General features: G+C 65.6%; 22 protein-coding genes. 15 read left to right on the top strand and 7 right to left on the bottom strand.

Annotated elements, in window-relative coordinates; all coding sequences use genetic code 11:
• Position 1: 1 nt before the first annotated feature.
• The 6 genes from M0R88_RS11225 (at position 2) to M0R88_RS11200 (ending at position 5,376) form a co-directional block, all read left to right on the top strand.
• The gene (locus tag M0R88_RS11225) at positions 2-1,195 is read left to right on the top strand and encodes an ABC transporter ATP-binding protein (protein WP_248653599.1); all 1,194 of its coding nucleotides are present in this window, start codon (positions 2-4) and stop codon (positions 1,193-1,195) included.
• Entirely contained in the window at positions 1,195-1,395 is a 201-nt protein-coding gene (locus tag M0R88_RS11220) for a DUF8005 family protein (RefSeq protein ID WP_368409345.1), read from the top strand. Before M0R88_RS11225 ends, M0R88_RS11220 begins: the two co-directional genes overlap by 1 nt.
• A 30-nt stretch (positions 1,396-1,425) precedes the next feature.
• Positions 1,426-2,541 (top strand): Gfo/Idh/MocA family protein, encoded by a 1,116-nt coding sequence (locus tag M0R88_RS11215; RefSeq protein ID WP_248653598.1) that lies wholly within the window; start codon positions 1,426-1,428, stop codon positions 2,539-2,541.
• 22 nt (positions 2,542-2,563) lie between these two features.
• The gene (locus M0R88_RS11210; protein WP_248653597.1) at positions 2,564-3,535 is read left to right on the top strand and encodes a sugar phosphate isomerase/epimerase family protein; all 972 of its coding nucleotides are present in this window, start codon (positions 2,564-2,566) and stop codon (positions 3,533-3,535) included.
• Positions 3,536-3,757: 222 nt separating this feature from the next.
• Entirely contained in the window at positions 3,758-4,246 is a 489-nt protein-coding gene (locus tag M0R88_RS11205; protein WP_248653596.1) for a DUF892 family protein, read from the top strand.
• A 119-nt stretch (positions 4,247-4,365) separates the two neighbouring features.
• Complete coding sequence (locus M0R88_RS11200; protein WP_248653595.1) at positions 4,366-5,376, top strand: glycoside hydrolase family 71/99 protein; 1,011 nt, start codon at positions 4,366-4,368, stop codon at positions 5,374-5,376.
• A gap of 54 nt (positions 5,377-5,430) precedes the next feature.
• Here M0R88_RS11200 and M0R88_RS11195 read toward each other — a convergent pair whose 3' ends face one another.
• Entirely contained in the window at positions 5,431-6,012 is a 582-nt protein-coding gene (locus M0R88_RS11195) for a GNAT family N-acetyltransferase (RefSeq protein WP_248653594.1), read from the bottom strand.
• Between the two features lie 245 nt (positions 6,013-6,257).
• Positions 6,258-6,563 carry a DUF7565 family protein gene (locus M0R88_RS11190; protein WP_128477752.1) on the bottom strand — a complete coding sequence of 102 codons (306 nt, stop codon included), beginning with the start codon at positions 6,561-6,563 and terminating at the stop codon, positions 6,258-6,260.
• 157 nt (positions 6,564-6,720) lie between these two features.
• On the opposite strand from M0R88_RS11190, the gene M0R88_RS11185 reads away from it, so the two are divergent.
• Complete coding sequence (locus tag M0R88_RS11185; protein WP_248653593.1) at positions 6,721-8,793, top strand: ABC transporter substrate-binding protein; 2,073 nt, start codon at positions 6,721-6,723, stop codon at positions 8,791-8,793.
• On the opposite strand, the gene M0R88_RS11180 is transcribed toward M0R88_RS11185, so the two are convergent.
• Positions 8,790-9,542: an HAD family hydrolase gene (locus M0R88_RS11180; RefSeq protein WP_248653592.1), complete on the bottom strand. Its 753-nt coding sequence runs from the start codon at positions 9,540-9,542 to the stop codon at positions 8,790-8,792. The genes M0R88_RS11185 and M0R88_RS11180 overlap by 4 nt on opposite strands.
• Before the next feature lie 363 nt (positions 9,543-9,905).
• Between M0R88_RS11180 and mce the strand changes: the two genes are divergently transcribed.
• Positions 9,906-10,289, top strand: a complete 384-nt coding sequence (gene mce, locus M0R88_RS11175; protein WP_248653591.1) for a methylmalonyl-CoA epimerase — start codon at positions 9,906-9,908, stop codon at positions 10,287-10,289.
• A 4-nt stretch (positions 10,290-10,293) separates the two neighbouring features.
• Here the strand turns inward: mce and M0R88_RS11170 are convergent, their stop codons facing one another.
• The 3 genes from M0R88_RS11170 to M0R88_RS11160 all read right to left on the bottom strand — a co-directional run bounded on the left by M0R88_RS11170 (position 10,294) and on the right by M0R88_RS11160 (position 11,842).
• Entirely contained in the window at positions 10,294-10,902 is a 609-nt protein-coding gene (locus M0R88_RS11170) for an NUDIX hydrolase (protein WP_248653590.1), read from the bottom strand.
• A gap of 64 nt (positions 10,903-10,966) precedes the next feature.
• Positions 10,967-11,608, bottom strand: a complete 642-nt coding sequence (locus M0R88_RS11165) for an FAD-dependent oxidoreductase (RefSeq protein ID WP_248653589.1) — start codon at positions 11,606-11,608, stop codon at positions 10,967-10,969.
• Positions 11,609-11,668: 60 nt separating this feature from the next.
• On the bottom strand, positions 11,669-11,842 hold the full coding sequence (locus tag M0R88_RS11160; RefSeq protein WP_248653588.1) for a hypothetical protein: 174 nt from the start codon (positions 11,840-11,842) through the stop codon (positions 11,669-11,671).
• Positions 11,843-11,933: 91 nt separating this feature from the next.
• Between M0R88_RS11160 and M0R88_RS11155 the strand changes: the two genes are divergently transcribed.
• From M0R88_RS11155 to metG, 3 genes are all read left to right on the top strand, one after another.
• A complete protein-coding gene (locus tag M0R88_RS11155; protein WP_248653587.1) occupies positions 11,934-13,838 on the top strand; it encodes a hydrolase in 1,905 nt (634 codons plus the stop codon).
• A 360-nt stretch (positions 13,839-14,198) separates the two neighbouring features.
• Entirely contained in the window at positions 14,199-15,062 is an 864-nt protein-coding gene (locus M0R88_RS11150) for a coiled-coil protein (RefSeq protein ID WP_248653586.1), read from the top strand.
• A 554-nt stretch (positions 15,063-15,616) separates the two neighbouring features.
• Positions 15,617-17,749: a methionine--tRNA ligase gene (metG, locus tag M0R88_RS11145; protein WP_248653585.1), complete on the top strand. Its 2,133-nt coding sequence runs from the start codon at positions 15,617-15,619 to the stop codon at positions 17,747-17,749.
• 256 nt (positions 17,750-18,005) lie between these two features.
• Here the strand turns inward: metG and M0R88_RS11140 are convergent, their stop codons facing one another.
• Complete coding sequence (locus M0R88_RS11140) at positions 18,006-18,290, bottom strand: GYD domain-containing protein (RefSeq protein WP_248653584.1); 285 nt, start codon at positions 18,288-18,290, stop codon at positions 18,006-18,008.
• A 155-nt stretch (positions 18,291-18,445) separates the two neighbouring features.
• Between M0R88_RS11140 and pyk the strand changes: the two genes are divergently transcribed.
• The 4 genes from pyk (at position 18,446) to M0R88_RS11120 (ending at position 22,657) form a co-directional block, all read left to right on the top strand.
• On the top strand, positions 18,446-20,212 hold the full coding sequence (gene pyk, locus M0R88_RS11135) for a pyruvate kinase (RefSeq protein WP_248653583.1): 1,767 nt from the start codon (positions 18,446-18,448) through the stop codon (positions 20,210-20,212).
• Positions 20,213-20,384: 172 nt separating this feature from the next.
• The gene (locus M0R88_RS11130; RefSeq protein ID WP_248653582.1) at positions 20,385-20,567 is read left to right on the top strand and encodes a DUF7312 domain-containing protein; all 183 of its coding nucleotides are present in this window, start codon (positions 20,385-20,387) and stop codon (positions 20,565-20,567) included.
• Between the two features lie 251 nt (positions 20,568-20,818).
• Positions 20,819-21,400, top strand: a complete 582-nt coding sequence (locus M0R88_RS11125) for an NfeD family protein (RefSeq protein ID WP_248653581.1) — start codon at positions 20,819-20,821, stop codon at positions 21,398-21,400.
• 99 nt (positions 21,401-21,499) lie between these two features.
• On the top strand, positions 21,500-22,657 hold the full coding sequence (locus M0R88_RS11120; RefSeq protein WP_248653580.1) for an SPFH domain-containing protein: 1,158 nt from the start codon (positions 21,500-21,502) through the stop codon (positions 22,655-22,657).
• Positions 22,658-23,072 lie beyond the last annotated feature (415 nt).

Here is a 23,072-nt window from a genome sequence, read left to right as displayed (position 1 = left end):
GATGGGAGACGTAAACTTAGACGACGTGACGAAAGCGTACGGCGACGTGGTCGCAGTGAACGATATGAACCTCGAAATCGAGGACGGCGAGTTCGTCACTCTGGTCGGCCCGTCGGGTTGTGGGAAGTCCACGACGCTGGAGACCATCGCCGGACTGACGAAACCGACCTCCGGTACCATCTCCATCGCCGACCGCGAGGTGACGGACCTGCCGCCGAAGGACCGAGGGATAGCGATGGTGTTCCAGAACATCGCGCTGTTCCCCCACATGGACGTCTACGACAACATCAGCTTCGGGTTGCGACTGCGCGACTACCCGAAAGACGAAATCGACCGTCGGGTCGAGCGCGCGTCGGACATCGTGCAGTTAGAAGGGATGCTGGACCGGATGCCCGACGAGATGTCGGGCGGCCAGCGCCAGCGCGTGGCGATTGCGCGAGCCATCGTCCGGGAACCGGAAGTGTTCCTGATGGACGAACCGCTGGCGAATCTCGACGCGAAGTTGCGGGTCCACATGCGGACGGAACTCCAGCGCCTCCACAAGGAACTGGACACGACGATTATCTACGTCACCCACGACCAGGCCGAAGCGATGACGATGTCCGACCGCATCGCCGTCATCGACGGCGGCGAACTCCAGCAGATCGCCCCGCCGCTGGTCTGCTACAACGAACCCGCTAACCTCTTCGTCGCCGGCTTCATCGGCTCGCCCTCGATGAACTTCGTCGAGGGCGAAGTCACGTCGTCCGGTCTCTCGACGCCCGACTTCGACGTGGCGTTCGACCCCGAGGCTGTCGGCGTCGAACCCGGCGACAGCGTGACGCTGGGCATCCGGCCCGAAGACGTGCATCTCGCCGACACCGCGGCGGGCGTCCCCGAACGGACCCAACCCATCGACGCGAAGACGGACGTGTTGGAGCCGATGGGCGACGAGATATTCGTCTACCTGCTCACGGGCGAGGGCGGCGAGGACACCGCGATGGGCGGCGACGCCGCCGACGTGGACCAGTTGCTCATGTCGGTCGCCCCCGACAGCGACCTAGACGAAGACGAGTCCGTCGAAGTCGTCTTCGACCGCGAGAGCGTCCACCTCTTCGACACGAGGACCGGCGAGGCCATCACGCACTCGCTGGTCGCCGACGAGACCGACGCGGCGGGCGACGGCGAGGCGACGCCGGCGGAGGGCGACGACTGATGTCGGAGGCGGCGCTGGTCTACTTCGGTGCGGGGTCGCTCCTGTTCGTCTTCTGGGCGTACGGCATCGTGTCGTTCGCGCTCGACTGCAAGAACAGGTTCTTCCCGGCGGCCGCGCGGTTGGTCGCCAACTGGCGAGCGCGTCGGCGCGAGCGGACGGACGAGGAGGAGCGCGAACAGCGCGAGAAACAGCTCTATTGAAAATATACAACCATTTGAGAATTATACGAGATGACGGGAGATACTTCACAACGTACGATTCGAGTCGGTATCGTCGGACTGGGTGGCATCGGCCATCACCACGCGGAACGCATCGCGGACGCGCCGGCACAGCTCGTCGGGGGCGTCGATATCAGCCCCGACGCTCGGAGTCGCTTCGCGTCGGCCTACGGCGTTCCCACGTTCGAGACCTTCGACGCCCTCTACGACGAGGGCATCGACGCGGCCATCGTCACGACGCCGAACAAGTTCCACGAGGAGTACGCCGTCCAAGCCTTGGAGTCGGGCATCGACGTCCTCTTGGAGAAACCGCTGGCCAACACGCTCGAGAGCGCCGAGCGCATCGCCGAGGCGTCCCGCGACGCCGACGCGTTCTGCATGGTCGGGTTCAACAACCGGTTCAGCCCCGCCGTCGAGGTGTTCAAGTCCTACCAACGGGAGGGCCGGTTCGGCGAGTTGACCCACGTCGAGGCCAACTGGGTCCGGCGGCGCGGCATCCCCGGCCGCGGGTCGTGGTTCACCTCCGAGGAGGTCTCGGGCGGCGGTGCCCTGCTGGACATCGGGGTCCACGCCATCGACCTCGCGCTCCACTTCCTCGACTTCCCCGAGGTGGTCGAGGTCACGGGCGACACCCGCTCGGAGTTCGGCGACCGCGACGACTACACCTACCTCGAAATGTACGGCGAGGACGTGGAAGACGCCGACTTCGACGTGGACGACCACGCCTCGGCGTACATCCGGACCGCGGACGGCAAGTCCGTCTCGCTGGAAGTCGCGTGGGCGACCAACCGCCCGCCGACCAACGACTTCGTGGTGCAGGGGACCGACGGCGGTGCCACCTTCGACCGCGAGTCCGGCGACCTGACGGTCCATCAGGTGAGCGATACCGGCGCGCCCCACTTCACGGACACCGAAGTCGAGACCCGGACCAACGACACCCACAAGCGCGAACAGCGGGCGTTCTTCGAGGCGGTCCGCGCCGGCGAGGCACCCGACCGCAACACGGTCGAGGAGGCCCTGACCGTCCAGCGCGTCATCGACGCCATCTACCGGTCGGCCGAGACCGGTCGCGCGGTCGAACTCGCCGACGAGACCGACGCCGCGACGCCCGAGAGAGTGCGCCAGTAGCGACGCCCCGACTTCCAGAACCATGGACGTAGGAGTACTCACCGTTCCGTTCGGAGACGACTCGCTCGAATCGACACTCGACTACCTCGCCGACATCGGGGTCGATGCGGTGGAACTCGGCGTCGGGGGCCACCCCGGCGAGGACCACCTCGCGCGCGAGGCGTATCTGGACGACGACGAGGCCCAGGACCGCCTCTCGGACCTGCTGGACGAATACGGGATGCGCGTCTCGGCGCTGGCGACGCACAACAACCCGCTCCATCCCGACGATGCAATCGCCGAGCAGGCCGACGCCGAACTCCGGGAGGCAATCGAACTCGCCGACCAGTTGGACGTGAACACGGTCACGTGCTTCTCGGGGCTTCCGGCGGGGAGTCCGAACGACGAGACGCCCAACTGGATTACGGCACCGTGGCCCGGCGAACACGCCGAAGCCCACGAGTACCAGTGGGAGGAGGTCGCCATCCCCTACTGGCGGGACCTCGCGGGTCACGCGGCGGACCACGGCGTCGATGTAGCCATCGAGATGCACCCCAACATGCTGGTGTACGAACCGTCGGGGATGGCCCGCCTGCGCGAGGCGACCAACGAGCGCGTCGGCGCGAACTTCGACCCCTCGCACCTCTACTGGCAGGGCATCGACGTAACGGAGGCGATTCGGTTCCTCGGCGAGCGCGACGCCATCCACCACGTCCACGCGAAGGACACCCGAATCTACGACGCGGAGGCCCGGACGAAGGGCGTCCTCGACACGACGTCCTACGACGAAGTCGAGGACCGCTCGTGGCTGTTCCGGTCGGTCGGGTACGGCCACGGCGAAGAACACTGGAAGGACGTGGTCAGCACGCTCCGGATGGTCGGTTACGACGGCGCGCTCTCCATCGAACACGAGGACGCGCTGACCAGTTCCCGCGAGGGACTGGAGAAGGCCGTGGACCTCCTCCGGCGCGCGGTGTTCCGGGAGCAACCCGGCGAGGCGTACTGGGCGGAGTGACCGGCGCGAACTGACCGCGGCGACCGCTCCGTGAAACGGACTACGAGCGAGATGAAGGAGTCGTCCGCCCGCGGGTCGAAGACCCGCGTCGTCTCGACGACTTCGATTTGACGGTTTTCACGCTACGAACGCTGAAAAGCCCGAAAACTGCAGTCTTAGACGACAGTCTCACAAGGGAGCCACCGAGTTTACCCGCGTCGATGGCCTACTTTCTCTCGTATCATGAGCACGAACTCGCTTAGTCACCTGTTCCAGAACGAACTGAAAGACATCTACGACGCCGAGCAGCGCATCGACGAGGCGCTCGGCGAGATGGCCGACGAGGTCGAACACGACGAGATAGCGCAGGCGTTCCGCGACCACCAGCAGGAGACCGAGGGCCAGATAGACCGCCTCGAGCAGGTCTTCGACATGATCGACGCCTCGCCCGGCGACGAGGAGTGCGAGGCCACGCAGGGCATGATCGAGGAACACGACGAGTTCGTCAGCTCGAACCCCGAGCAGGGCGAAATCGACGTGTTCGACGTGACGGCGGGCCAGAAGACCGAACACTACGAGATAGCGACCTACGGCAACCTCGCCAAACTCGCCGACAGACTCGGCATGGACGAGGCGGGCGACCTCCTCCACGAGAACCTCGAAGAGGAAGAGGAGTTCCTCGACCGCCTCGTGGACCTGACCGAGAACTACGACTACGACCAGTTGACGTAGACTCCGTCGCCGACGATTCGACCCTATTTTCCGGTGTGCGCCGGTTTCGACTCGCCGAATCGCCCACGGTACGAACACGGACTTACATGTGGGGAACGCACTAGCGTACGAATCGATACGTGACAGAAAGACGAGGAACGTCGGGACGGGGCGAGCCGTCGCTCGACGTCGGCGTCGTGTACGTTCCCTTCGTTGGCGACAAGTTCGGCGAGTGTACGACGGTCGCTCATCCCGCAGTGGGGCGGTACGGCGACCCGATTCCGCCGGAGGTCACCGACGAACACGTCCGTCAACTGCTGGAGGCGGGCGCGTCCACGGTGATGTTCAACTTCGGCGAGGGGGACGACGACCACGAACGATTCCGCGCGTACGACGACGCCGAATCGAGCGACGAACTCGACCTCGAACCGTTCTACGTCGTCGGACAGGCGCTGCGTCGCGACCGCGACCTCGAAACGGACTTGGCGTTCGTCCGCGAACACTTCCTCGGACGACCTAACATCGGCCGATTCGACGGACGTCCGGTCGTCACGCTCTGGGACGTTCTGTGCCTCCACTGGGCGGGAATGCAGGGACGACGAACCGTTCGAGATTACGTTCGAGACCGCTACGGCGGGTTCGGCGAACTCGTCGAGTTCGTCCGGTCCGAGTTGACCGTCGACGGTCTCGAACCCTTCCTCGTCGGCGACGTGTTCAACGCCGCAGTGGGAGGGTTCCCGGACTGGGCGGACCCCGCTCTCGAACGACTCGACGGCGTAACTTATTGGGTGGGATACAATCCTGCCAACCCCGCCGCCAATTGGGACGAAGCGTACGACCACATCGAGACGAACTACGACGCGCTCTCGTCGTACGCGGACGAGAACGATCTCGCTTTCTTCCCGACCGTGATTCCGGGATTCGACGACTTACATAACGAGTGCTGGGGGTTAGACCGCCGGATTCCGCGTTCGCCGGAGCACTTCCGCGAGCTACTCGCGTTAGCTACACGGTACAGCGACCGCGTGAGCGTCGCGACGTTCAACGATTGGACGGAAGGAACGCACATCGAACGCGGTCGGTTCCGGAGTGAGAATCACGGTTCCGCGTATCTCGACGTTCTCGCGTCGTTCAGCGGTGGGAAGTCCTAACTGTCCGTCACGGAGGATTCCCTTCGCTATCGGCGAACGACCAGAGACGGGGATTCAGTCCCCGGTGTCGTACTTGTAGGTCGCGCTGTTGGGGTCGATGCCGAAGTCCTCGGCGGACTCCTCGGGTTCGGGTTCTTCCTCGTGAGGCCGGGCGCGCTTGAACCGCTCGCGCAGGCGGTCGGGCATCACGAACTCGTCCGCGTCCAGCACCATCCCGACCGCGTCGGGGTCGGTCTCCTCGCGCTTGGCGTCGATGCGCTCGCGCAGTTTCTCGGGGAGGTCGCTCGACTCGACGCCCCGGAAGCCGAACTGCGAGAGGTAGTCGGTCGCGCCCGTCAGCGAGAACACGGCGTCGAAGCCGTGGTCGCGGGCCTGCTCGACCAGTCGCTCGATTACGTGCGCGCCGACGCCCTGTCCGCGCCACGACTCCAGCACGCCGATGCTGGTGAGTTCGCAGAGTTCCCGGTCGTCGGTCTTGTGGATGCGGATGCGACCGAATCCCGCCTTCTCGCCGGAGGTCTCGTCGATGGCGACCACGTAATCGCGGGAGCGGAACGCGGTGTCGTCGAGACCCATCTCCTCGATGTGGTCCAACAGCCAGACTTCCTCCCTGTTTTTCGCGTCCCGGACGTACATGGGCGTGATTTCGCCGTCAGAGCGTAAAAAGGTGTGGCGCGAGGAGGCAGCGCGGTCGTTCGCGGCCGACGCCGTCGTCGCGGAGCATCGACCGGAGCGAACGAATATTCGAGTTCTGCTCTCGAAGCCCCGCGCGCCGGCGGTCGGCGACCGCCGGCGCGCGGCCCCTTCGTCCATCCGGACGTTCGTTGTCGAACTAGCGCGAAACCGGTCGCTTCGGTGTATCGGAAACTCCGTCTGCGGCGTCAGAGACCGCCCGTCACTTCGTCCAGTCGGTTCACGACCTGCTGAAGGTCGGCGTCGTCCTCGATGGCGTCGCGGACGCGCTCGCGCTGGCGGACCTCCGCGGCGCTCGCGCCGTAGGCGCGGACGTACTCCGCGCGCGAGTGCTCGTCGAAGGCGTGTCGGATGGCGAAGTAGCCGTCCGGAACCACCGAGCCACAGACCTTGCACTCGCGGCGCTTGTGGTCGGTCGTCTGATGCACGATAGCTTCCTCCACGTCGTCGAACGCCTCGCCGCAACCGTCGATGCCGCACTCCCAGTCGCTCATTAGCGGGTGGTCGAAGTCCCGCGATAACAACCTTTCGGCACCCCACTCGCGGGACGGTTCTCGGGGAGATTTCGCACGCCGTTCGCCACATCTGTTCGATATAAAGACGTTCTTTGATGGCCATGCGCCTTTTTCCTGTGAATAGCTATCACCCTCCATGGGTGAGGACAACCCAGAGTTCGATTCCGGTCGGCGCAAGTTTCTTCAAGCAAGCGGCGCAGGAGCAGTGGCGCTCTCGTTCCCCGGCGCGGCGGACGCCGCGGACGGAGCGACCGAGCGGAGTTCGACGGTAGTCGAATCGACCGACGCGACGGCCCAGAACGTACAGGACGGCGGTATCTTCACGATGGGGATGGGCCAACAGCCGAAGGGGTTGAATCCGCTCTCTACCTCGTCGGCGTACTCGTGGGCGATTCTGGACATGGTGTACGACGCCGGAACCGTGGTGGACCCGGTGGAGTTCAAGGTTCGGCCGAACGTCTACACCGATTGGACGGTCGAAGTGCCTGAAGGGAAGGCGAATCCCCAGCCCGACGTGTACTTCAACGTCCGCGACGGGTTGACGTGGACCGACGGCGAGAAGCTGACCGTCGAGGACGTGGTGTTCACGTACGACTACATGAAAGAACAGGAGCCGGGGCGCTACGCTTCGACCATCCAGCCCATCAAGTCGGTTCAGAAGGCCTCGAAGGGCGACTGGGACGTTCACATGAAGCTCAAGAAGCCCATCGGGACCTACGCGAGCAACCAGCTCGCGCTGCCCATCCTACCGAAGCACATCTGGTCGGACGTGAACAGTTATCGTGACTACGCCCCGACGGAGAACGGCGGGCCGGTCGGCACCGGGCCGGGCACGGTCACGAAGTACGCCGAAGCGACCGCGATAGAGGTCGAGTTCCGCGACGACTACCCGCTGGGCGAGCTGAAGTGGCGCGACGAGGTGGAGAAGATGAGGTCGGGCGGACCGTTCCTCGACGCGGTCCGGTTCAAAATATTCGGGAGCGACTCGGCGCTCCAGCAGGCGTTCCTCCGGGGCAACATCGACAGCATCTACAGTACCATCAACGTCTCGAAGATTTCGAAGGTCAAGAACAATCAGGGCCAGAAGCTGGTGCCCGGCTACGACACGGGGTACAACTACTTCGCGTACAACATGCGTCGCCAGCCGCTGGACGACGCGACGTTCCGGCAGGCGACGTCGATGGTGTTCGACGACTACTACTGGACCGAGCGCCTGCAAGAGGGCTACGAGTACATGGGCGACTTCGTGATGCCGCCGGGCTTCTCGGCGGTCCGCCCCGAGAAGGCGTCGAAGAACGCCAAGCTCCTCGAATCGCCCGCGACGAACGCTTTCGAGTTCCGCCAGAAGGAACCGGGCGTACCGGACTACGACGGCATCAAGTCGTTCCTCACCGAGGGGAAGGTCATCGACGGCGACAAGGGCAACTACGTCGGCAAGCAGTACCCCGGCACGCTAACGGGCGTCACGGGCGGCCAGTCGAAGGCCAAGCACGACTACAGCTACGGTCCGGTCCAGTCGCAGGTCCTCCGCCAGAAGCAGGGCGTCGAAGAGGAGATTCGGGTCAACGGCAAGACCATCCCCGAAATCAATGGCGGGCCGCTGCAGGTGTTCATCTACCCCGCCAAGGACACGCCGAAGCTGTCCAAGATGGCGGCCCGATGGGTGGATATGATGCAGAAGCTCGGCATCCCGGCGGTCACGAAGGTCATGACGTTCAACACGATGCTCGGCCGGGTGTACTCTCAGGAGGACTTCGACATCTACCCGATGGCGTGGAGCGACCTCTCGCCGTTCGCCACGGGGACCCTCTACAACATCTTCCACAGCGAGAACGCCGACGACCACTCGAAGAAGGAGGGCTACGACCAGAAGAACACCACGACCCAACTCAACAACGCGATGGGGTACGGGCTGGTCGACGCCGGGGCCGACGACCTCATCTCGCGCGCTCGCTCGACCATGGAGTCCCAGAAGCGCAACCAACTCGCGCGGAAGGCGATAGAGCGCATCTACCTCGACTTCCCGTACATGGTCATCGGCTACGACAAACTGATGTGGCCGGTCAACGGCGCGGAGTTCGGCGGATTCGTCCCCGAGATTCCCGGTCCGGGAGCCGCGAACCTCTCGGTGCAACTGATGCAGATTCACCAGTCGGGCGGCGGAAACAGTACCAGCGGCGGGGGCGGAAACTCTACCGGCGGAAGTTAACCGCCGAGCGACCCCGACCCGTACTCGAACAGCGCGGGAACCTCGCGGAGCGACTCGACGCAGTGGTCGGGTCGCTCCGCGTCGTCCACGTTCGCATCCTCCGTTTCGCTTTCGCCCACGTAGACGCCGGTGAAGCCGGCGCGCTGGGCGGGACGCACGTCGCGGTCGCGGTCGTCGGCGACGAAGACGTACTCGTCGGCCGGAACCGCGTCTCGCGCGGCCGCGAAGATTTCCGGGTCGGGCTTGCCCGCGCCGACCTCCGCCGAGACGACGACCGCCTCGAAGTAGTCGGCGAGTCCGTGGACGGCGAGTTTCCGGCGTTGGCCGCGCCCGCCGCCGTTCGTCAGAACGCCGAGCGCGACGGCGGTGTCGGTCGGGCCGGCGGTCGAATCTGTGGCGGTCGAGTCGGCGGCGGCCGACTCCGCGGACTCGGCCGCCGCGAGCGCGTCGAGGGTTTCGCGGGCACCCACCCGAAGTTCGATCGCGGCCGCCTCGCGCTCGGCGTAGCTCTCGGCCAACTCCTCGGCGGGCGCGTCGAGACCGAACGCCTCGCCGAGGTCGCTCATCGCCGCGCGGTACGGTTCGGGGTGACAGTCGTCCAGACGCTCGAAGAACGCCTCGGTGAAGAACTCGTGGCGCTCGTCGTCGGCCCGGACGCCGTGGTCGGCCAGCGCCGCCGCGAAGAGTTCGGCGAAACTGTCGGGGAGCGCGACCAGCGTGCCGTCGAGGTCGAAGAATATCGCTCGCACGCCGCCGGAGTTCGCGTCCGACCGCGAAAAAGCTCCGGGTGCGACGAGACCGAACACCGCAGAACCGCTTGCGACAATTATAGTTACTTAAAATTATTAAATTTATACGGTGATAGGGCATTACCAAATGACGGAGGTGAGATGATGCTTAGATTCGACCCGTCCGTAATCGTGTGTGGATACAACCAGTGCTTCCTCGCGTAACGACCGAACACCAATTTTCGACGCAGCGCACGTGGCGACCCGAACTGCGAGCATTTTTCGACCGGTCCGTCGGCGCGTTCCGCCGTCGTTCGACCCACCGACGCCAGTGGTATCACGGGACCGCGAAAACTATACTCCGCCGACGCGATACCCCCGCACATGCACATCGACCACGTCGGAATCGCCACCGAGGAAGCCGGTGACCTCGCGGACCTGTACGCCGACCTGTTCGACGCGCCTGTCGCACACGAAGAGGAGTTCGACGGACTCCGGGTCGTCTTCCTCGAATTCGACGACAGCTACTTCGAGTTGCTCGAACCGCTCGAAGACGGGACTATCTCGCGGTATCTGGACAGCAACGGGCCGGGCATCCACCACGTCGCCCTCGAAACCGAGGACGTCGAGGCGGCGCTCGACACCGCCCGCGACCACGGCGTCAAACTGATAGACGACGACCCGCGGCCCGGCGCTTGGGGCCACGACGTCGCTTTCCTCCACCCAACATCGACGGGTGGCGTTCTAATCGAGTTCGTCGAACACTAGCCTGTCACTCGGACGGCGCGGTCGTCGTCTCCGGCGACCACGACTCGGCCCGGCGCTCGTTGGCGGGAAGCATGCGCTCGGGCGGTTCGGCGAACCACGCCGCGCCGTCGAGTTCGCCCGGTTGGACGGTTATCGACCCGCCCTCGTAGGTCGCGTCGAAGAACGCGTAGAGGAAGTGGATTCGGCGGTCGTCTTCGGCCTCCGAGACGACGGTCACGTGGCGCAACAGGAACAGGTCGGTCGGTTCGCACTCGACGGAGGTCTCCTCGCGAACCTCGCGGCGCGCGGCCGCTTCGTGGGTCTCGTCGCCCTCCAATCCACCGCCAGCGAGGCCCCACCGGTCGGCCCCGCGACCGAGAATCATCAGCGCGCGCTTTCGGTCGTCCTCGGCCTCGGGCGGCATCGACTCGGTGAGCGCGGCGGTCTCGTCCGGTCGCCGGACGACCCACGCGTAGGCACCGCCGACGTAGCCGTTTCTCGCCTGCTCGACTTCGCGCTCGAATCGCTCGGGCGAACGGTTCCACGTTCGCTCTTCGACGGGCACGTCGCCGTACTCGTCGAGCAGGCGGTCCGTCCGACGCTCGACGGTCCGCTCGTTGATTTCGGTCCGCATAGATTCGCGAGAATGTATCGGTCATTGATACGTTTTCGGGTTCGGCTCGGGGAGTCGCTACGCGTCAGGGCGCGGGGCCGAAGTTCTCGGCCTTGGCGTCCTCGGCGTCGACGTTCGCCGCGTCGAGCGCGGCGGTCGCGCGGTCGAGGAACTCCGCGAAGCCGTAGATGAACGTCTGGCCCTGCGCGTCGGCGAGGACCTCCAGTACGTCTTCACTGCTCACGTCGTCGGTGACGACGACCGTCGCGCCCGCGTCGGCGAGCGCGGTCAGGCGCTCCTCGTGGACCGGGTCGTCGTCCTCGTAGACGACCGTGACGGTCGCGCCGTCGCGACTCGCACGCTCGCCGATACCGACCGCGGGGCCGACGCCCGGCCCGCCAGCGAGGACGACGACGCTGTCCTCGCCCTCGTAGTACGAATCGCCGAACGGACCGGCGATTTCGACGGTGTCGCCGGGTTCGAGGTCGGCGAGGAAGGGTCCGAGCGTTCCGTCGGGGTCCACCTCGACGGTCGTCTCGAAGGTCTCGTCGGCGTCGGGCGACGAGAGCGTGTAGTGGCGCGTGACCTCCTCGCCGTCTACCGTCGCGGCCAACTGGACGAACTGGCCGGGTCGGGCGTCGAACTCCGGGGGCGTCTCCAGCGTCAGCGCGATGGTGTCGGTTCCGACCGTCTCGACCGAACGAACCGCGACTTCGATTCCGTCCATGGCAACTGCTTGCCGAGGCGAGAACAAAGAGTCTGCGACTGCGGCGTCCGCGTCGGAGCGCTACCGAACGACCGTCACCGTGACCGCGCCGCAGGCGCACTCGTAGGCGCGGCGCTCGCCCGCGTCGGTCGTCATCCGGAGCATCAGGTCGTTCTCGCCGAGGGCGCGCTCGCAGTTCCGACCGTCGCAGACGCACCGTAGGTCTTCGAGCATGACGTAGGCTGGTCCCGCCATCCTACTTAAATTGTTCCAAGGGCGCGGTGAAAGTGAAAGTGGTCGTCCGCGGGACGTAAAACCTATCTGGTGTGGGTTTCGTTCCCCGAGTATGTCTCTGACCGACTGGACGGGTGCGGCAGTGGACCCGTCCGCGGGCGACGAGCCGCCCTCCCCCGACGAGTGGCACCCCGTGGACGTGCCCGGCCGCCCCGAGCGGTTCGCCGACGCCGACTGCGTGGCGTACCGAACCGAGTTCGGCGACCCCCGCGACGGCGACGAGCGCGCGACCCTCGAACTCCGCGGCCTGTTCGCGCGGGCCCGTATCTGGCTCAACGGCGAGCAGTTGGGCGAACACGACGCGCACTTCCGCCCCGCGAGATACGAGTTGGACCTCGACGCGGACAACGAGTTGGTCGTGGAGTGTCGCGCCCCCGACGAGTTCGCCGGCGTCTACGCGACAGACCGCGTGCCCGACGAGCGCGCGGTCCCCGGCATCTGGTGGGGCGCACAACTGGAGACCCATCCCGAGACGTTCGTGGACGCGCTCTCGCTGACGCCGCGCCGGACCGAGAACGGCGCGGTCGTCGACGCCGAAATCGCGGTCGAGGCGGGCGAACCGCTGGACGACCGCATCTCGCTGTCGGTGCGCCCGCAGGGGTTCCGGGGCGGCGGCGTGATGGAGCGCGCGAGGGTCGAGACCGACGGCGCGGAGCGCGCGACGGTCTCGAAGACGCTCGAACTCCGAGACCCGGCCTACTGGTGGCCCGCGGGGTTCGGACCGCAACACCAGTACGCGGTCCGGGCGAAACTCGGCGACTCCGAAGCGGTCGTGGAGACCGGCCTCTGCGAAATCGAGCGCGCGGGAGCAGACGGCGGGGAGCGCGGCGCGGACGACGCGCTGGTCGTCAACGGTCAGCGCGTCCCGGCCCGCGGATTCTCCCTGCTCCCGACGGGCGACCCGACGTGGGACGTCGAGCGCGCCGCGAACGCGAACGCGAACCTCGTACGCGCGTACGGTCACGTCCCCCCAGCGGAGTTCTACGAGGCCGCGACCGACGCCGGACTGCTGGTCTGGCAGGACCTCCCGCTGGTCGGAAGTAGCGAGACCGACTCCGACGGGGCGGCGGCGCTGGCCGAGACGGTCGCCTCGTCGGTCGAGCGCCACCCCTGCGTGGCCGCGTTCGGCGTCCGGGCCGACCCGACCGACCACCTCGCGGGCGTCGGTCCGTCCCGGCTCGCGCGCTACAAAGTCCGCTGGCGGGCGTGGCGCGCGAGTTACGACGCCGCCGCGGACCGCGAGGTCGCCGCGGCGTTCCCCGACGGAACGCCGGTCTTCCCCGTCTCGGGCGGGCCGGGCATCGACGCCGACGCGACGCACCTCTACCCCGGCTGGCAGTTCGGCACGCCCGGCGACGCCGACTGGCTCCTCGACAAGTACGACTGCGACGGCCCGGTCGGCGCGTTCGGCGCGGGGTCGCTCGTCGCCGATGAGGGCCGCGACGCGGCCGGGTTCGACGCCGACGCTCACGCCGCGTACGTCGGGTCGAGTGGCGGGTCGGACGACGAGTCCGCCGTCGAGGCCTCGCAGGCGTATCAAGCCCGCGTCCTCAAGAGCGTGACCGAGACGCTTCGCCGCCGGGGGAGCGGTCTGCTCGCGGCCGACGCGCTCCGCGACGCCGACGAGGGCGCGGGCATGGGCGTGCTGTCGGCCGACGGGACCGAGAAGGCGGGCTACGAGGCGATGGCCGCCTCGCTGGAACCCGTCCAGGTCGTCTTGGACGCGTACCCGGCGGCCGGGGACACCCGAGAACTCGTCGTGGTCAACGACACGCCCGAGGCCGTCTCGGGCACCGTCTCGTGGACCGCCGACGGGCAGACCGGCGGGAGCGACGTGGAGGTCGGTCCCCTCGATTCCGAGCGTGCGGGCACCCTGACCGTGCCCGCCGACGCCGAGAGCGTCGAACTCTCGTTCGGTGGACGGGACGGAGGCGTCCAGAACGTCTACCCGCTGTAGGTCGGCGCGACCGTCGTTGGCCGACTCGCCGTCGCCCGGACGCTCGCGGGGTTCCCGTCGGCGGGCGATTTATTCGCAAGCTCGACGACGTTCTTTATAACCCCTTGAGAAGTGTGGGAACGGCTTACACGGCCGTTAGCGGGCGTGTGAACCGTTTCCACTACGCAACTAGACGGAACATTTATATAGCCACAGCGAATATTTGCTGATACCAGAACGCCACGAGCGTTCGGCAAGCATCGTGCGACAAATGACATGGGACTATTGTCACCGGTCGATTGCCAGTTGTATACAGCGGTTGCTGTCCCTCGCTGGACTGCCGAACGCCACGGCGGGCATGGAATCGAGGTTTAACTAAGCATGGTAAGTGTAACAGAAGAGGAACTCCAGAACAAGTCGAAAGGCGAACTGATCAAACTCGCGGGCCAGCTCCGAGACCGACGAAACGAGCTGAACCAGAAGGCAAGCAAGCGCGCGTCCAAGCGTGACGACCTGAACGCCGAGACCCGAGAGAAGGTCGACGAAGCGCAGGAACACCGCGAGAAGCGCGACGAGCTCAACGAGCAGGTTCAGGAACACAAGGAGAAGCGCAACGACCTCAACGCGAAGGCCAACGAGCTGTTCGACGAGGTCGAGGAGAAGAAGTCAGACCTCGAACTCGACGAGGGCAAGGACATCGAGGAGCTCGAATCCGAGATCGAAGACCTCGAATTTAAGCAGCAGACCGAGGTCCTCTCGACCGAGGACGAGCGCGAACTCATCGAGAAGATCGAGGAGAAGCGCGAGAAGCTTCAGGCCCGCAAGGAGAAGCTCGACGACAGCGAGGACCTCGACGAACTCGTCGAGGAAGCCGAAGAGGTCCGCGCCGAGGCGAGCCGCCACCACGAGAAGGTCACGGAACTCGCGGACAAGGCCCAAGAGCATCACAACCAGATGATCGAGGCCTACCGCGAAGCCGACGAAATCCGCGACGAGGCCGACGAGATGCACGAGAAGTTCGTGGAAGCTCAGGAGTCGGCCGACCAGCACCACGAGGACTTCGTGCGCGTCCAGAAGCGCCTACGCGAACTCGACAAGCAGGAAGAGGAAGAGCGCAAGTCCGAGAAGGAGAAGGAGCGCGAAGAGGCCAAGGAAGAGGCCGAAGAGATCTACCAGCAGTTCAAGGAAGGCGAGACCCTCGACACCGAGGACCTCATGAAGCTCCAGAAGACGGGGCTGCTCTAATCCGTTCGTAGTTCTGCGATTCTCGTTTCTGCGGTTTCGAGTCGTGAGTAGCGTCGGGTACGGAATCGTTCGGTAGGAGAGTTGCCGGGAGGAAGGTCGCGACGTTTTCTACACGAGAATTGGCGAGAAGAGGCTATCCTCGGGCTTGAGCAACGGAGCCCACCGCACAACACCGCCACCGCACAGCACCGCCACCGCAATCGCGGGCCACACCCTCCCCAATCGATTGCGGTCGGTGTGTGACGGAGTACCGACCCGGACGAATGCTTAAATACCGAGCCGCCAAATCCAGACTCGTGCCACGCACGGTCCGAGGCGTCCCACACCGGGACCGCACGCGGTCGCAGGCACTTGCCCGCGCTATGCGCATGCGGAGCGACGCGTAGCGTCGGGAGGAGTCGCCCGGACCGTGGCTCGCGGACGGTTTCTGCGGTGGCGAAACTCGACTGTTCGGCCGAATCGCCTGCCAACCGTTTCCCGAAATCGCGCGACGATAGCCATGCACGAACACGGAAATCGGCGGGTTTTACACCCGCCAAAGAGGATTGGATAGTATGAGCCACGACGACTTCCCCACGGACGAGCCAGCGGTGGTGACCTGCGGGTTGCCCTACGCCAACGGCGACCTGCACATCGGCCACCTCCGGACGTACATCAGCGGCGACGCCTTCGCGCGCTCGCTGGAGAAACTCGGCCAGGAGACCGCGTTCGTCTCCGGGTCGGACATGCACGGGACCCCGGTCGCGGTCAACGCCGAGAAGGAGGGCGTCTCGCCCGAGGAGTTCGCCCTCGAACACCACGAGAAGTACGCCGAGACGTTCCCCCGATTCAACGTCGAGTTCGACAACTACGGCCACACCCACGACGAGACCAACACCGAACTCACGCAGGAGTTCGTCCGGTCGTGGATAGAGAACGACCACGTCTTCGAGAAGGAGATTCAGGTCGCGTGGGACCCCGAGGCAGACACTCCCCTGCCCGACCGCTTCGTAGAGGGCACTTGTCCGTATTGCGGCGCGAAGGCCCGAGGCGACGAGTGCGACGAGGGATGTCAGCGCCACCTCGAACCCGGCGAAATCGAGGACCCCGTGAGTACCATCACCGGCAACCCCGCCGAGTACCGTACCCGAGAACACGAGTTCCTGCGTCTCGCTGACTTTCAGGAGTACCTCCAAGGGTTCATCGACCGCCTCGAAGGGACTTCCAACGCGCGCAACCAGCCCAAGGAGTGGATCGAAGGCGAGCTACAGGACCTCTGTATCACCCGCGACATGGACTGGGGCATCGACTACCCCGGCGAGGGGAAAGAGGACCTCGTCCTCTACGTCTGGGTGGACGCGCCCGTCGAGTACGTCGCGTCAACGAAGCAGTACACCGAGCGCGTCGGCGCGGACACCTACGACTGGGAGGCGGTCTGGAAGGACGGCGCGCCCGCGGCCGACGACTCTGCGGCCGCCGACGACGAGACGTGGGAAGACGCCGACACCGGCGAAATCGTCCACGTCATCGGCCGGGACATCATCCAGCACCACACCGTCTTCTGGCCGTCGATGCTGCGAGGTGCGGGCTACAACGAACCGCGCGCGGTCATGGCCAGCGGCTTCGTCAACCTCGACGGACAGGCGTTCTCGACCAGTCGCAACCGCGCGGTCTGGGCCGACGACTACCTCGACGAGGGCTTCGACCCCGACCTCGTGCGCTACTACCTGACCACGACCGGCGGGTTCCAGCAGGACGTTGACTTCTCGTGGGAGAAGTTCCAGGAGCGCGTCAACGGCGAGTTGGTCGGCACGCTCGGCAACTTCGCCTACCGGAGCCTGCTGTTCGCGGCCCGGAACTACGACGGGACGCCCGATGCCGACACCTCCGAGGAAGTCGCCGACCGAATCGAGGAGGCCGTCGAGGACTTCGAGGACGCGGTCAACGACTACTCGCTGAAGAAGGCGGGCGAGGCCTCGGTGTCGCTGGCCGGGTTCGGCAACGAGTACATCCAGCGCAACGAACCGTGGAACCTGACCGACGACGACCCCGAGCGCGCCGCGCAGGTCATCTACGACTGCGTCCAGTTGGCGAAGGCGGTCGCGGTCCTCTCGGCACCCATCCTCCCCGGCAAGGCCCAAGCGCTGTGGGAGCAGTTGGGCGAAGACGGGTCAGTCCACGACGCCGACCTCGACGCCACCCTCGAAGCGCCGGCCGACGAGTTCGGCGAACCGGACGAACTGCTCGAGAAGATCGAGGACGAGCGCGTCGAGGAACTGAACGAGAAGTTGAACGAGCGAATCGAAGCGGCTACGGACGAAGACGACGAATCCGACGAGACCGAGGACGACGAATCCATGAGCGACACCGACATCCAACCCATCGACGACGACCGCATCAGCTTCGAAGAGTTTCAGGACCTCGACGTTCGCGTCGGCGAAATCGAGGTCGCCGAACCCATCGAGGGGGCCGACGACCTCGCGCGCCTCGAAGTGGACATCGGCGTCGAGACCCGCCAAATCGTCGCTGGCATCAAGCAACTCCACGACCTCGACGCGCTTCCGGGCACGAAGGTCGTCGTCGTGGCGAATCTCGAACAGGCCGAACTGTTCGGCGTCGAGAGCAACGGGATGGTGCTGGCGGCGGGCGAGGACGCCGACCTGCTGACGACCCACGGCGACAGCGGGCCGGGCACGAAGGTCAAGTAACGACGCCCCCGAACTGACCGACGACTCCTATAAAACCAGTGACAGAATAGTTAGTCAAAAATCATTTTACGCCGAACCAGAAACACTGTGCTGCGGCGGATTGCGGTCGTCCCTGTCGAACGAAGCTACCGGTAGCGCAACGCCGCTCCCCGCGCACCGAGATGGCGGTTATCGCGTGAGTTATCCCTCACGCCATCTCGGTTTCCCCTATTCGTCTCCGTCGGTACGTGAGAGCGAGAGCGAAACCGAAACCGGTTCAGAGGTCGTCCACGACCTGCGCGAGTTCCTCGGTCGGGATTATCTCCATCGTCTGGGCGTCGAGTCCGTGACGCTCCAGCGCGACTCCGGCCTGGTACGCCACGTCTCGGTCGGGCGCTTCCATGACCACGAGGAAGTCGTACTCGCCGAGGATGGCGTAGGTGTGTTTGAGGTCGGCGTCCTGTTCTTCGAGGTCCGACCGGATGTCTCCCCAGACGGACGTGAGGTCCTGTGCGTTCTGGAAGTCCGTCCGCACGTCCACGAGAGAGGCGTATTCTGGCATATATCACCCATTCGGGGGCGATACAATAAGGGATTGTGGCTCTCGAAACGACGGCCGGCCACACGGTGCGTTCGGACAGTCGGGAACAACTCGCGGACGAGTGAATCGGAACGAATCACCGGGGGTTTTTGGCGCGGTCGGACCTACTCGGACCCATGAGAAACGCGAAGATCGTCTGTACCCTGGGTCCGGCATCGGACTCCCGGCGGACAATTCGGGAGTTGGCCGACGCCGGGATGACCGTCGCGCGCCTCAACGCGAGTCACGGCACGCGAGAGGACCGCGAGGAGATCGTAGACCACGTCCGAGACGTGGACGAGACCACCGCCGACCCCCTCGCGGTGATGGTAGACCTGCAAGGTCCCGAGATTCGGACCGCCGAGACCGACGAACCCGTCCACCTCGAAACCGACTCGACGGTCCGGTTCGTGAAGGGCGACACCGCCACGCCCGAGGAAGTCGGCCTGAGCTACTCCATCACGAACGTCGAACCCGGCGACAAGGTGCTGTTGGACGACGGCCGCATCGAGACGGTCGTCGAGGAAGTCGAGGACGGAGACGGCGAGGGCGTCGTCGTCGCGCGCGTCGTGAGCGGCGGCGACCTGAGCAGTCGGAAGGGCGTCAACGTCCCCGGCGTGGACTTGGACCTCGACGTGGTGACCGAGAAGGACCGCCGTGACCTCGAACTCGCCGCCGAGAAGCAGGCCGACTTCGTGGCCGCGAGTTTCGTCCGGAGCGCCGAGGACGTGCTGGCGGTCAACGAAGTACTGGAGGAGTTGGGCGCGGACATCCCCATCGTCGCCAAGATAGAGCGCCGCGGTGCGGTGGAGAATCTGGACGAAATCGTGGACGCGGCCTACGGTGTGATGGTCGCGCGCGGCGACCTCGGCGTCGAGTGTCCGCTCGAAGACGTGCCGATGATTCAGAAGCGTATCATCCGCGAGTGCCAGCAGACCGGGACGCCGGTCATCACCGCGACAGAGATGCTCGACTCGATGGTCCACGCCCGCAGGCCCACCCGCGCGGAGGCCTCCGACGTGGCGAACGCGGTGTTGGACGGCACTGACGCGGTGATGCTGTCGGGCGAGACCGCCATCGGCGACGACCCGGTGCGGGTCGTGGAGACGATGGACCGCATCGTCCGCGAGGTCGAGGAGAGCGACGAGTACGACGAGATTCGAGAACAGCGCGTCCCAGCCGCCGAGGACGCCCGGACCGACGCGCTGGCGCGGTCGGCGCGCTATCTGGCGCGCGACATCGGCGCGGCGGCCATCGTCGCGGCCAGCGAATCCGGCTACACCGCGCTCAAGGTCTCGAAGTTCCGGCCGCAAGTCCCGGTCGTCGCCACGACGCCCAACGACGAGGTGCGCCGCCAGCTCGCGCTCTCGTGGGGCGTCAACGCCCAGTACACGCCGCTCGCGGAGGGCGTCGATACCATCATCGACGACTCGGTGCAGGCCGCGCTCGACGCCGGCGTGGCCGAGAGCGGCGACACGGTGGTCGTCGTCTCGGGCATGATGTCGGAACTGGAGGGGACCAGCACGACCAACATGCTGAAGGTCCACGTCGCGGCCGAGACCATCGGCACGGGTCGGAGCGTCGTCCGCGGCCGGGTCGCCGGGCCGGTCGCTCGAACCGACGACGGCGACCTCTCGGACGTGCCGGAGGGGTCGATTCTCGCGCTCGAACCCGACTTCGACGGCGAGTTCGACGGCGACGCCTCGAAACTGCTGGGCATCGTGGACGCTCGCCCCGGCATGACGGGCTACCCCGCGATGGTCGCCCGCGAACTCGACATTCCGATGGTCAGCGGCGCGCCGCTCGACCCGAACATCCGGGACGGCGACGTGGTGACGCTGGACGCCGAACGCGGCGTCGTCTACGACGGCGACGTGACGCTCGCAGAGCGCGAGCGACCCTGAGCGTCGCTCCCGGTGCTTTTCCGCTGCCGACCGTCCGTCGCTTCCCCCTCACTGACGAGCGCCCGGCGCTGGCGCGCCGGGCGCGGGCGCTCGACGACGTGAAGTTGCGACGGCGCGGCCGTTTCGCAACGTCGTAGCCAGCCTTTTCCCGGTGGCCCGCGTACCTCCGGCCATGTCGGACTGGAAGTACGACACCGACGAGGTCGGCGAAGACGGCTACGAACCCGAGGAGGCGGACGACATTCCGCCGATAGAGCCGGGGTCGCCGACGCTGGAGAACGCGCTCTTCGTCGTCCTCGGCATCGCCGCGACGCTGTTCGTCTTCGCCCGCCTCTTCCTGTCCGCGGGCGGGTAGGCGGTGCCGTGGGCGAGCGGCAGGCCGTGTAGTCCGTGAACGGGCAAGCGGCGCTGTCGGCGAGACACCGACCGGTCGGTGTCTCGCCGACGGACCAATTCCTGTAATTACTTGAGAAATACAGAGGTGTGTTAAGACACGCTAGAGGATTCTCCACCGACGAAGCTTCGGCGACTCGACGCTGGAGCGTCCGACCGCGCGGCTTCCGGAGACTGCAAAACGTTAACCGGTCCGAATCCCAAGACGTTGGTATGGCACCGCTGTTGGACTCGCTCCCGCTGTTGCTCCTCGTCGCTGGCATCGGTCTCGCCATCGCCGAGGCGCTGATTCCGGGCGCGCACTTCATCGTCCTCGGGGTCGCGCTCGCGCTCGCGGGAGCCGTCGGACTGCTGCTGGGACCGGCCGCCTCGCCGCTCGTGTTGGCCGCGCTGGTACTCGCCTTCGGGGCGGCCTCGCTGTACGCGTATCGGGAGCTGGACCTCTACGGCGGGAAGGGCGTCGCCCGCACCCGCGACTCCGACTCGCTGAAGGGCGAGACCGGCCGCGTCACCGAGCGCGTCACGCCCGAGGACGGCCAGATAAAGCTCCACGAGGGCGGGTTCAACCCCTACTACGCCGCACGGACGATTCGCGGCGAGATTCCCGAGGGGACCGAGGTGATGGTCGTAGACCCCGGCGGCGGCAACGTCGTCAAGGTCGAGGCGCTGGAGGCCATCGAGGACCCCATCGACCGCGAACTGGCGAAGGGCAGAGACGACGCTCTCGACTCCGAACTGGCCGACGAGCGCACGGACGACCCGTCCGCCCGCGAAACCGACACCGAGGAGATTTGAATTCGAGCGCGTTCGTCGCCGTCGATTGACAAAATTCCGCCGTGGTCCCGCCGACCGTGAGGGGAACGCTTAACATTCACTCTTGCTAACAGTCCAAGTATGTTGGTTCCACTACAGGCCTCCGCGGTCGGGGGCTTCACGGTAGTCGCGCTGCTGGTCCTCGCGCTGGCGGTCATCACCATCTGGCAGTCGGTCGAGATCGTGGACGCGACGGAGAAGCGCGCACTGACGGTGTTCGGCGAGTACCGGAAACTGCTCGAACCCGGTATCAACTTCGTCCCGCCGTTCGTGAGCGCGACCCACCGTTTCGACATGCGGACCCAGACCCTCGACGTGCCGCGTCAAGAAGCTATCACCCGCGACAACTCGCCGGTGACGGCCGACGCCGTGGTCTACATCAAGGTCATGGACGCCAAGAAAGCGTTCCTCGAAGTCGAGGACTACAAACGCGCCGTCTCGAACCTCGCCCAGACGACGCTCCGTGCGGTGCTGGGCGACATGGAACTGGACGACACGCTGAACAAGCGCCAAGAGATAAACGCCAAAATCCGCCGCGAACTCGACGAACCCACCGACGAGTGGGGTATCCGCGTCGAGAGCGTCGAAGTTCGGGAGGTCAACCCGAGCAAGGACGTCCAGCAGGCGATGGAGCAACAAACCTCCGCGGAGCGCAAGCGCCGCGCCATGATTCTGGAGGCGCAGGGTGAGCGCCGGAGCGCCATCGAGACCGCGGAAGGTGACAAGCAGTCGAACATCATCCGGGCGCAGGGTGAGAAGCAGAGCCAGATTCTGGAAGCGCAGGGTGACGCAGTTTCGACCGTCCTCCGCGCCAAATCCGCCGAGTCGATGGGCGAGCGCGCGGTCATCGACAAGGGCATGGAGACGCTCGAATCCATCGGTCAGGGCGAATCCACGACCTTCGTCCTCCCGCAGGAACTCTCCTCGATGCTCGGCCGCTACGGCAAGCATCTCACCGGGAGCGACGTGAAGGAGGACAACGGCGAACTCGACAGCCTCGATTTCGACGAGGAGACCCGCGAACTCATCGGTCTCGACAACATCGAGGAGATTCTCGGTCAGATAGACGAGGAGGCCGAGATGGACGTCGAAGCGATGGAGCAGGAGGCCCAAGCCATCAAAGAGGGCGAAGACCCCGCGAACATCAAGAGCGCCGACGAGGTCATTGAGGAGATGGACGAGGAGTCTCCCGACATCGAAGACGTGGAAGCCGAGATGGACGCCGAAGTCGAAAAGTAACGCCCGCCGCTTTTTTGCGCCGAGCCGCCCCGGAGTGACGGAACTCCTTAGAGTAATTCGGAAACGTACAAGTGGGTGGTTCGAGAGGGAATATTCGTGCGGCGGTACTGAGTTGCGCCGGTTTCCGACCGCCGCCACTCTCTTTCGTATCTATGACGAGTACCGAGACCGAGACTCCGAGGAGACCCAGACCCGTGTTCGAGGTGACGGCCGCATCGAGTGACTACGAAGAGTTCTGTTCAGGCCGAACGCGACGCGACGTATCTACCCCGAAAGTGACGGAATGAGAGTAGAAAACCCCCGCAAATCGTGATAGCCCTCGGAGACGACTATCTCCGACCGCTCCGTGACCGACCGCACGGCGTCGCTCTCGCCAGACCTGAACCTCTCGGCCGTGCGACCGACTCGCAAGCCG

The sequence above is a fragment of the Halorussus gelatinilyticus genome (genome assembly GCF_023238445.1).
GTDB classification, from domain to species: Archaea; Halobacteriota; Halobacteria; order Halobacteriales; family Haladaptataceae; genus Halorussus; species Halorussus gelatinilyticus.
The sequence above is the reverse complement of the archived record's forward strand: the minus strand, read 5'-3'. Positions and strand labels throughout refer to the sequence as shown.

Coding starts and splice junctions, on each gene's coding strand:
- M0R88_RS11125 (WP_248653581.1), top strand. CDS start 20,819: ATGGCACCGCTGTTGGACTCGCTCCCGCTGTTGCTCCTCGTCGCTGGC.
- M0R88_RS11220 (WP_368409345.1), top strand. CDS start 1,195: ATGTCGGAGGCGGCGCTGGTCTACTTCGGTGCGGGGTCGCTCCTGTTC.
- M0R88_RS11210 (WP_248653597.1), top strand. CDS start 2,564: ATGGACGTAGGAGTACTCACCGTTCCGTTCGGAGACGACTCGCTCGAA.
- M0R88_RS11170 (WP_248653590.1), bottom strand. CDS start 10,902: ATGCGGACCGAAATCAACGAGCGGACCGTCGAGCGTCGGACGGACCGC.
- metG (WP_248653585.1), top strand. CDS start 15,617: ATGAGCCACGACGACTTCCCCACGGACGAGCCAGCGGTGGTGACCTGC.
- pyk (WP_248653583.1), top strand. CDS start 18,446: ATGAGAAACGCGAAGATCGTCTGTACCCTGGGTCCGGCATCGGACTCC.
- M0R88_RS11165 (WP_248653589.1), bottom strand. CDS start 11,608: ATGGACGGAATCGAAGTCGCGGTTCGTTCGGTCGAGACGGTCGGAACC.
- M0R88_RS11130 (WP_248653582.1), top strand. CDS start 20,385: ATGTCGGACTGGAAGTACGACACCGACGAGGTCGGCGAAGACGGCTAC.
- M0R88_RS11120 (WP_248653580.1), top strand. CDS start 21,500: ATGTTGGTTCCACTACAGGCCTCCGCGGTCGGGGGCTTCACGGTAGTC.
- M0R88_RS11205 (WP_248653596.1), top strand. CDS start 3,758: ATGAGCACGAACTCGCTTAGTCACCTGTTCCAGAACGAACTGAAAGAC.
- M0R88_RS11215 (WP_248653598.1), top strand. CDS start 1,426: ATGACGGGAGATACTTCACAACGTACGATTCGAGTCGGTATCGTCGGA.
- M0R88_RS11160 (WP_248653588.1), bottom strand. CDS start 11,842: ATGGCGGGACCAGCCTACGTCATGCTCGAAGACCTACGGTGCGTCTGC.
- M0R88_RS11140 (WP_248653584.1), bottom strand. CDS start 18,290: ATGCCAGAATACGCCTCTCTCGTGGACGTGCGGACGGACTTCCAGAAC.
- M0R88_RS11155 (WP_248653587.1), top strand. CDS start 11,934: ATGTCTCTGACCGACTGGACGGGTGCGGCAGTGGACCCGTCCGCGGGC.
- M0R88_RS11195 (WP_248653594.1), bottom strand. CDS start 6,012: ATGTACGTCCGGGACGCGAAAAACAGGGAGGAAGTCTGGCTGTTGGAC.
- M0R88_RS11190 (WP_128477752.1), bottom strand. CDS start 6,563: ATGAGCGACTGGGAGTGCGGCATCGACGGTTGCGGCGAGGCGTTCGAC.
- mce (WP_248653591.1), top strand. CDS start 9,906: ATGCACATCGACCACGTCGGAATCGCCACCGAGGAAGCCGGTGACCTC.
- M0R88_RS11150 (WP_248653586.1), top strand. CDS start 14,199: ATGGTAAGTGTAACAGAAGAGGAACTCCAGAACAAGTCGAAAGGCGAA.
- M0R88_RS11225 (WP_248653599.1), top strand. CDS start 2: ATGGGAGACGTAAACTTAGACGACGTGACGAAAGCGTACGGCGACGTG.
- M0R88_RS11185 (WP_248653593.1), top strand. CDS start 6,721: ATGGGTGAGGACAACCCAGAGTTCGATTCCGGTCGGCGCAAGTTTCTT.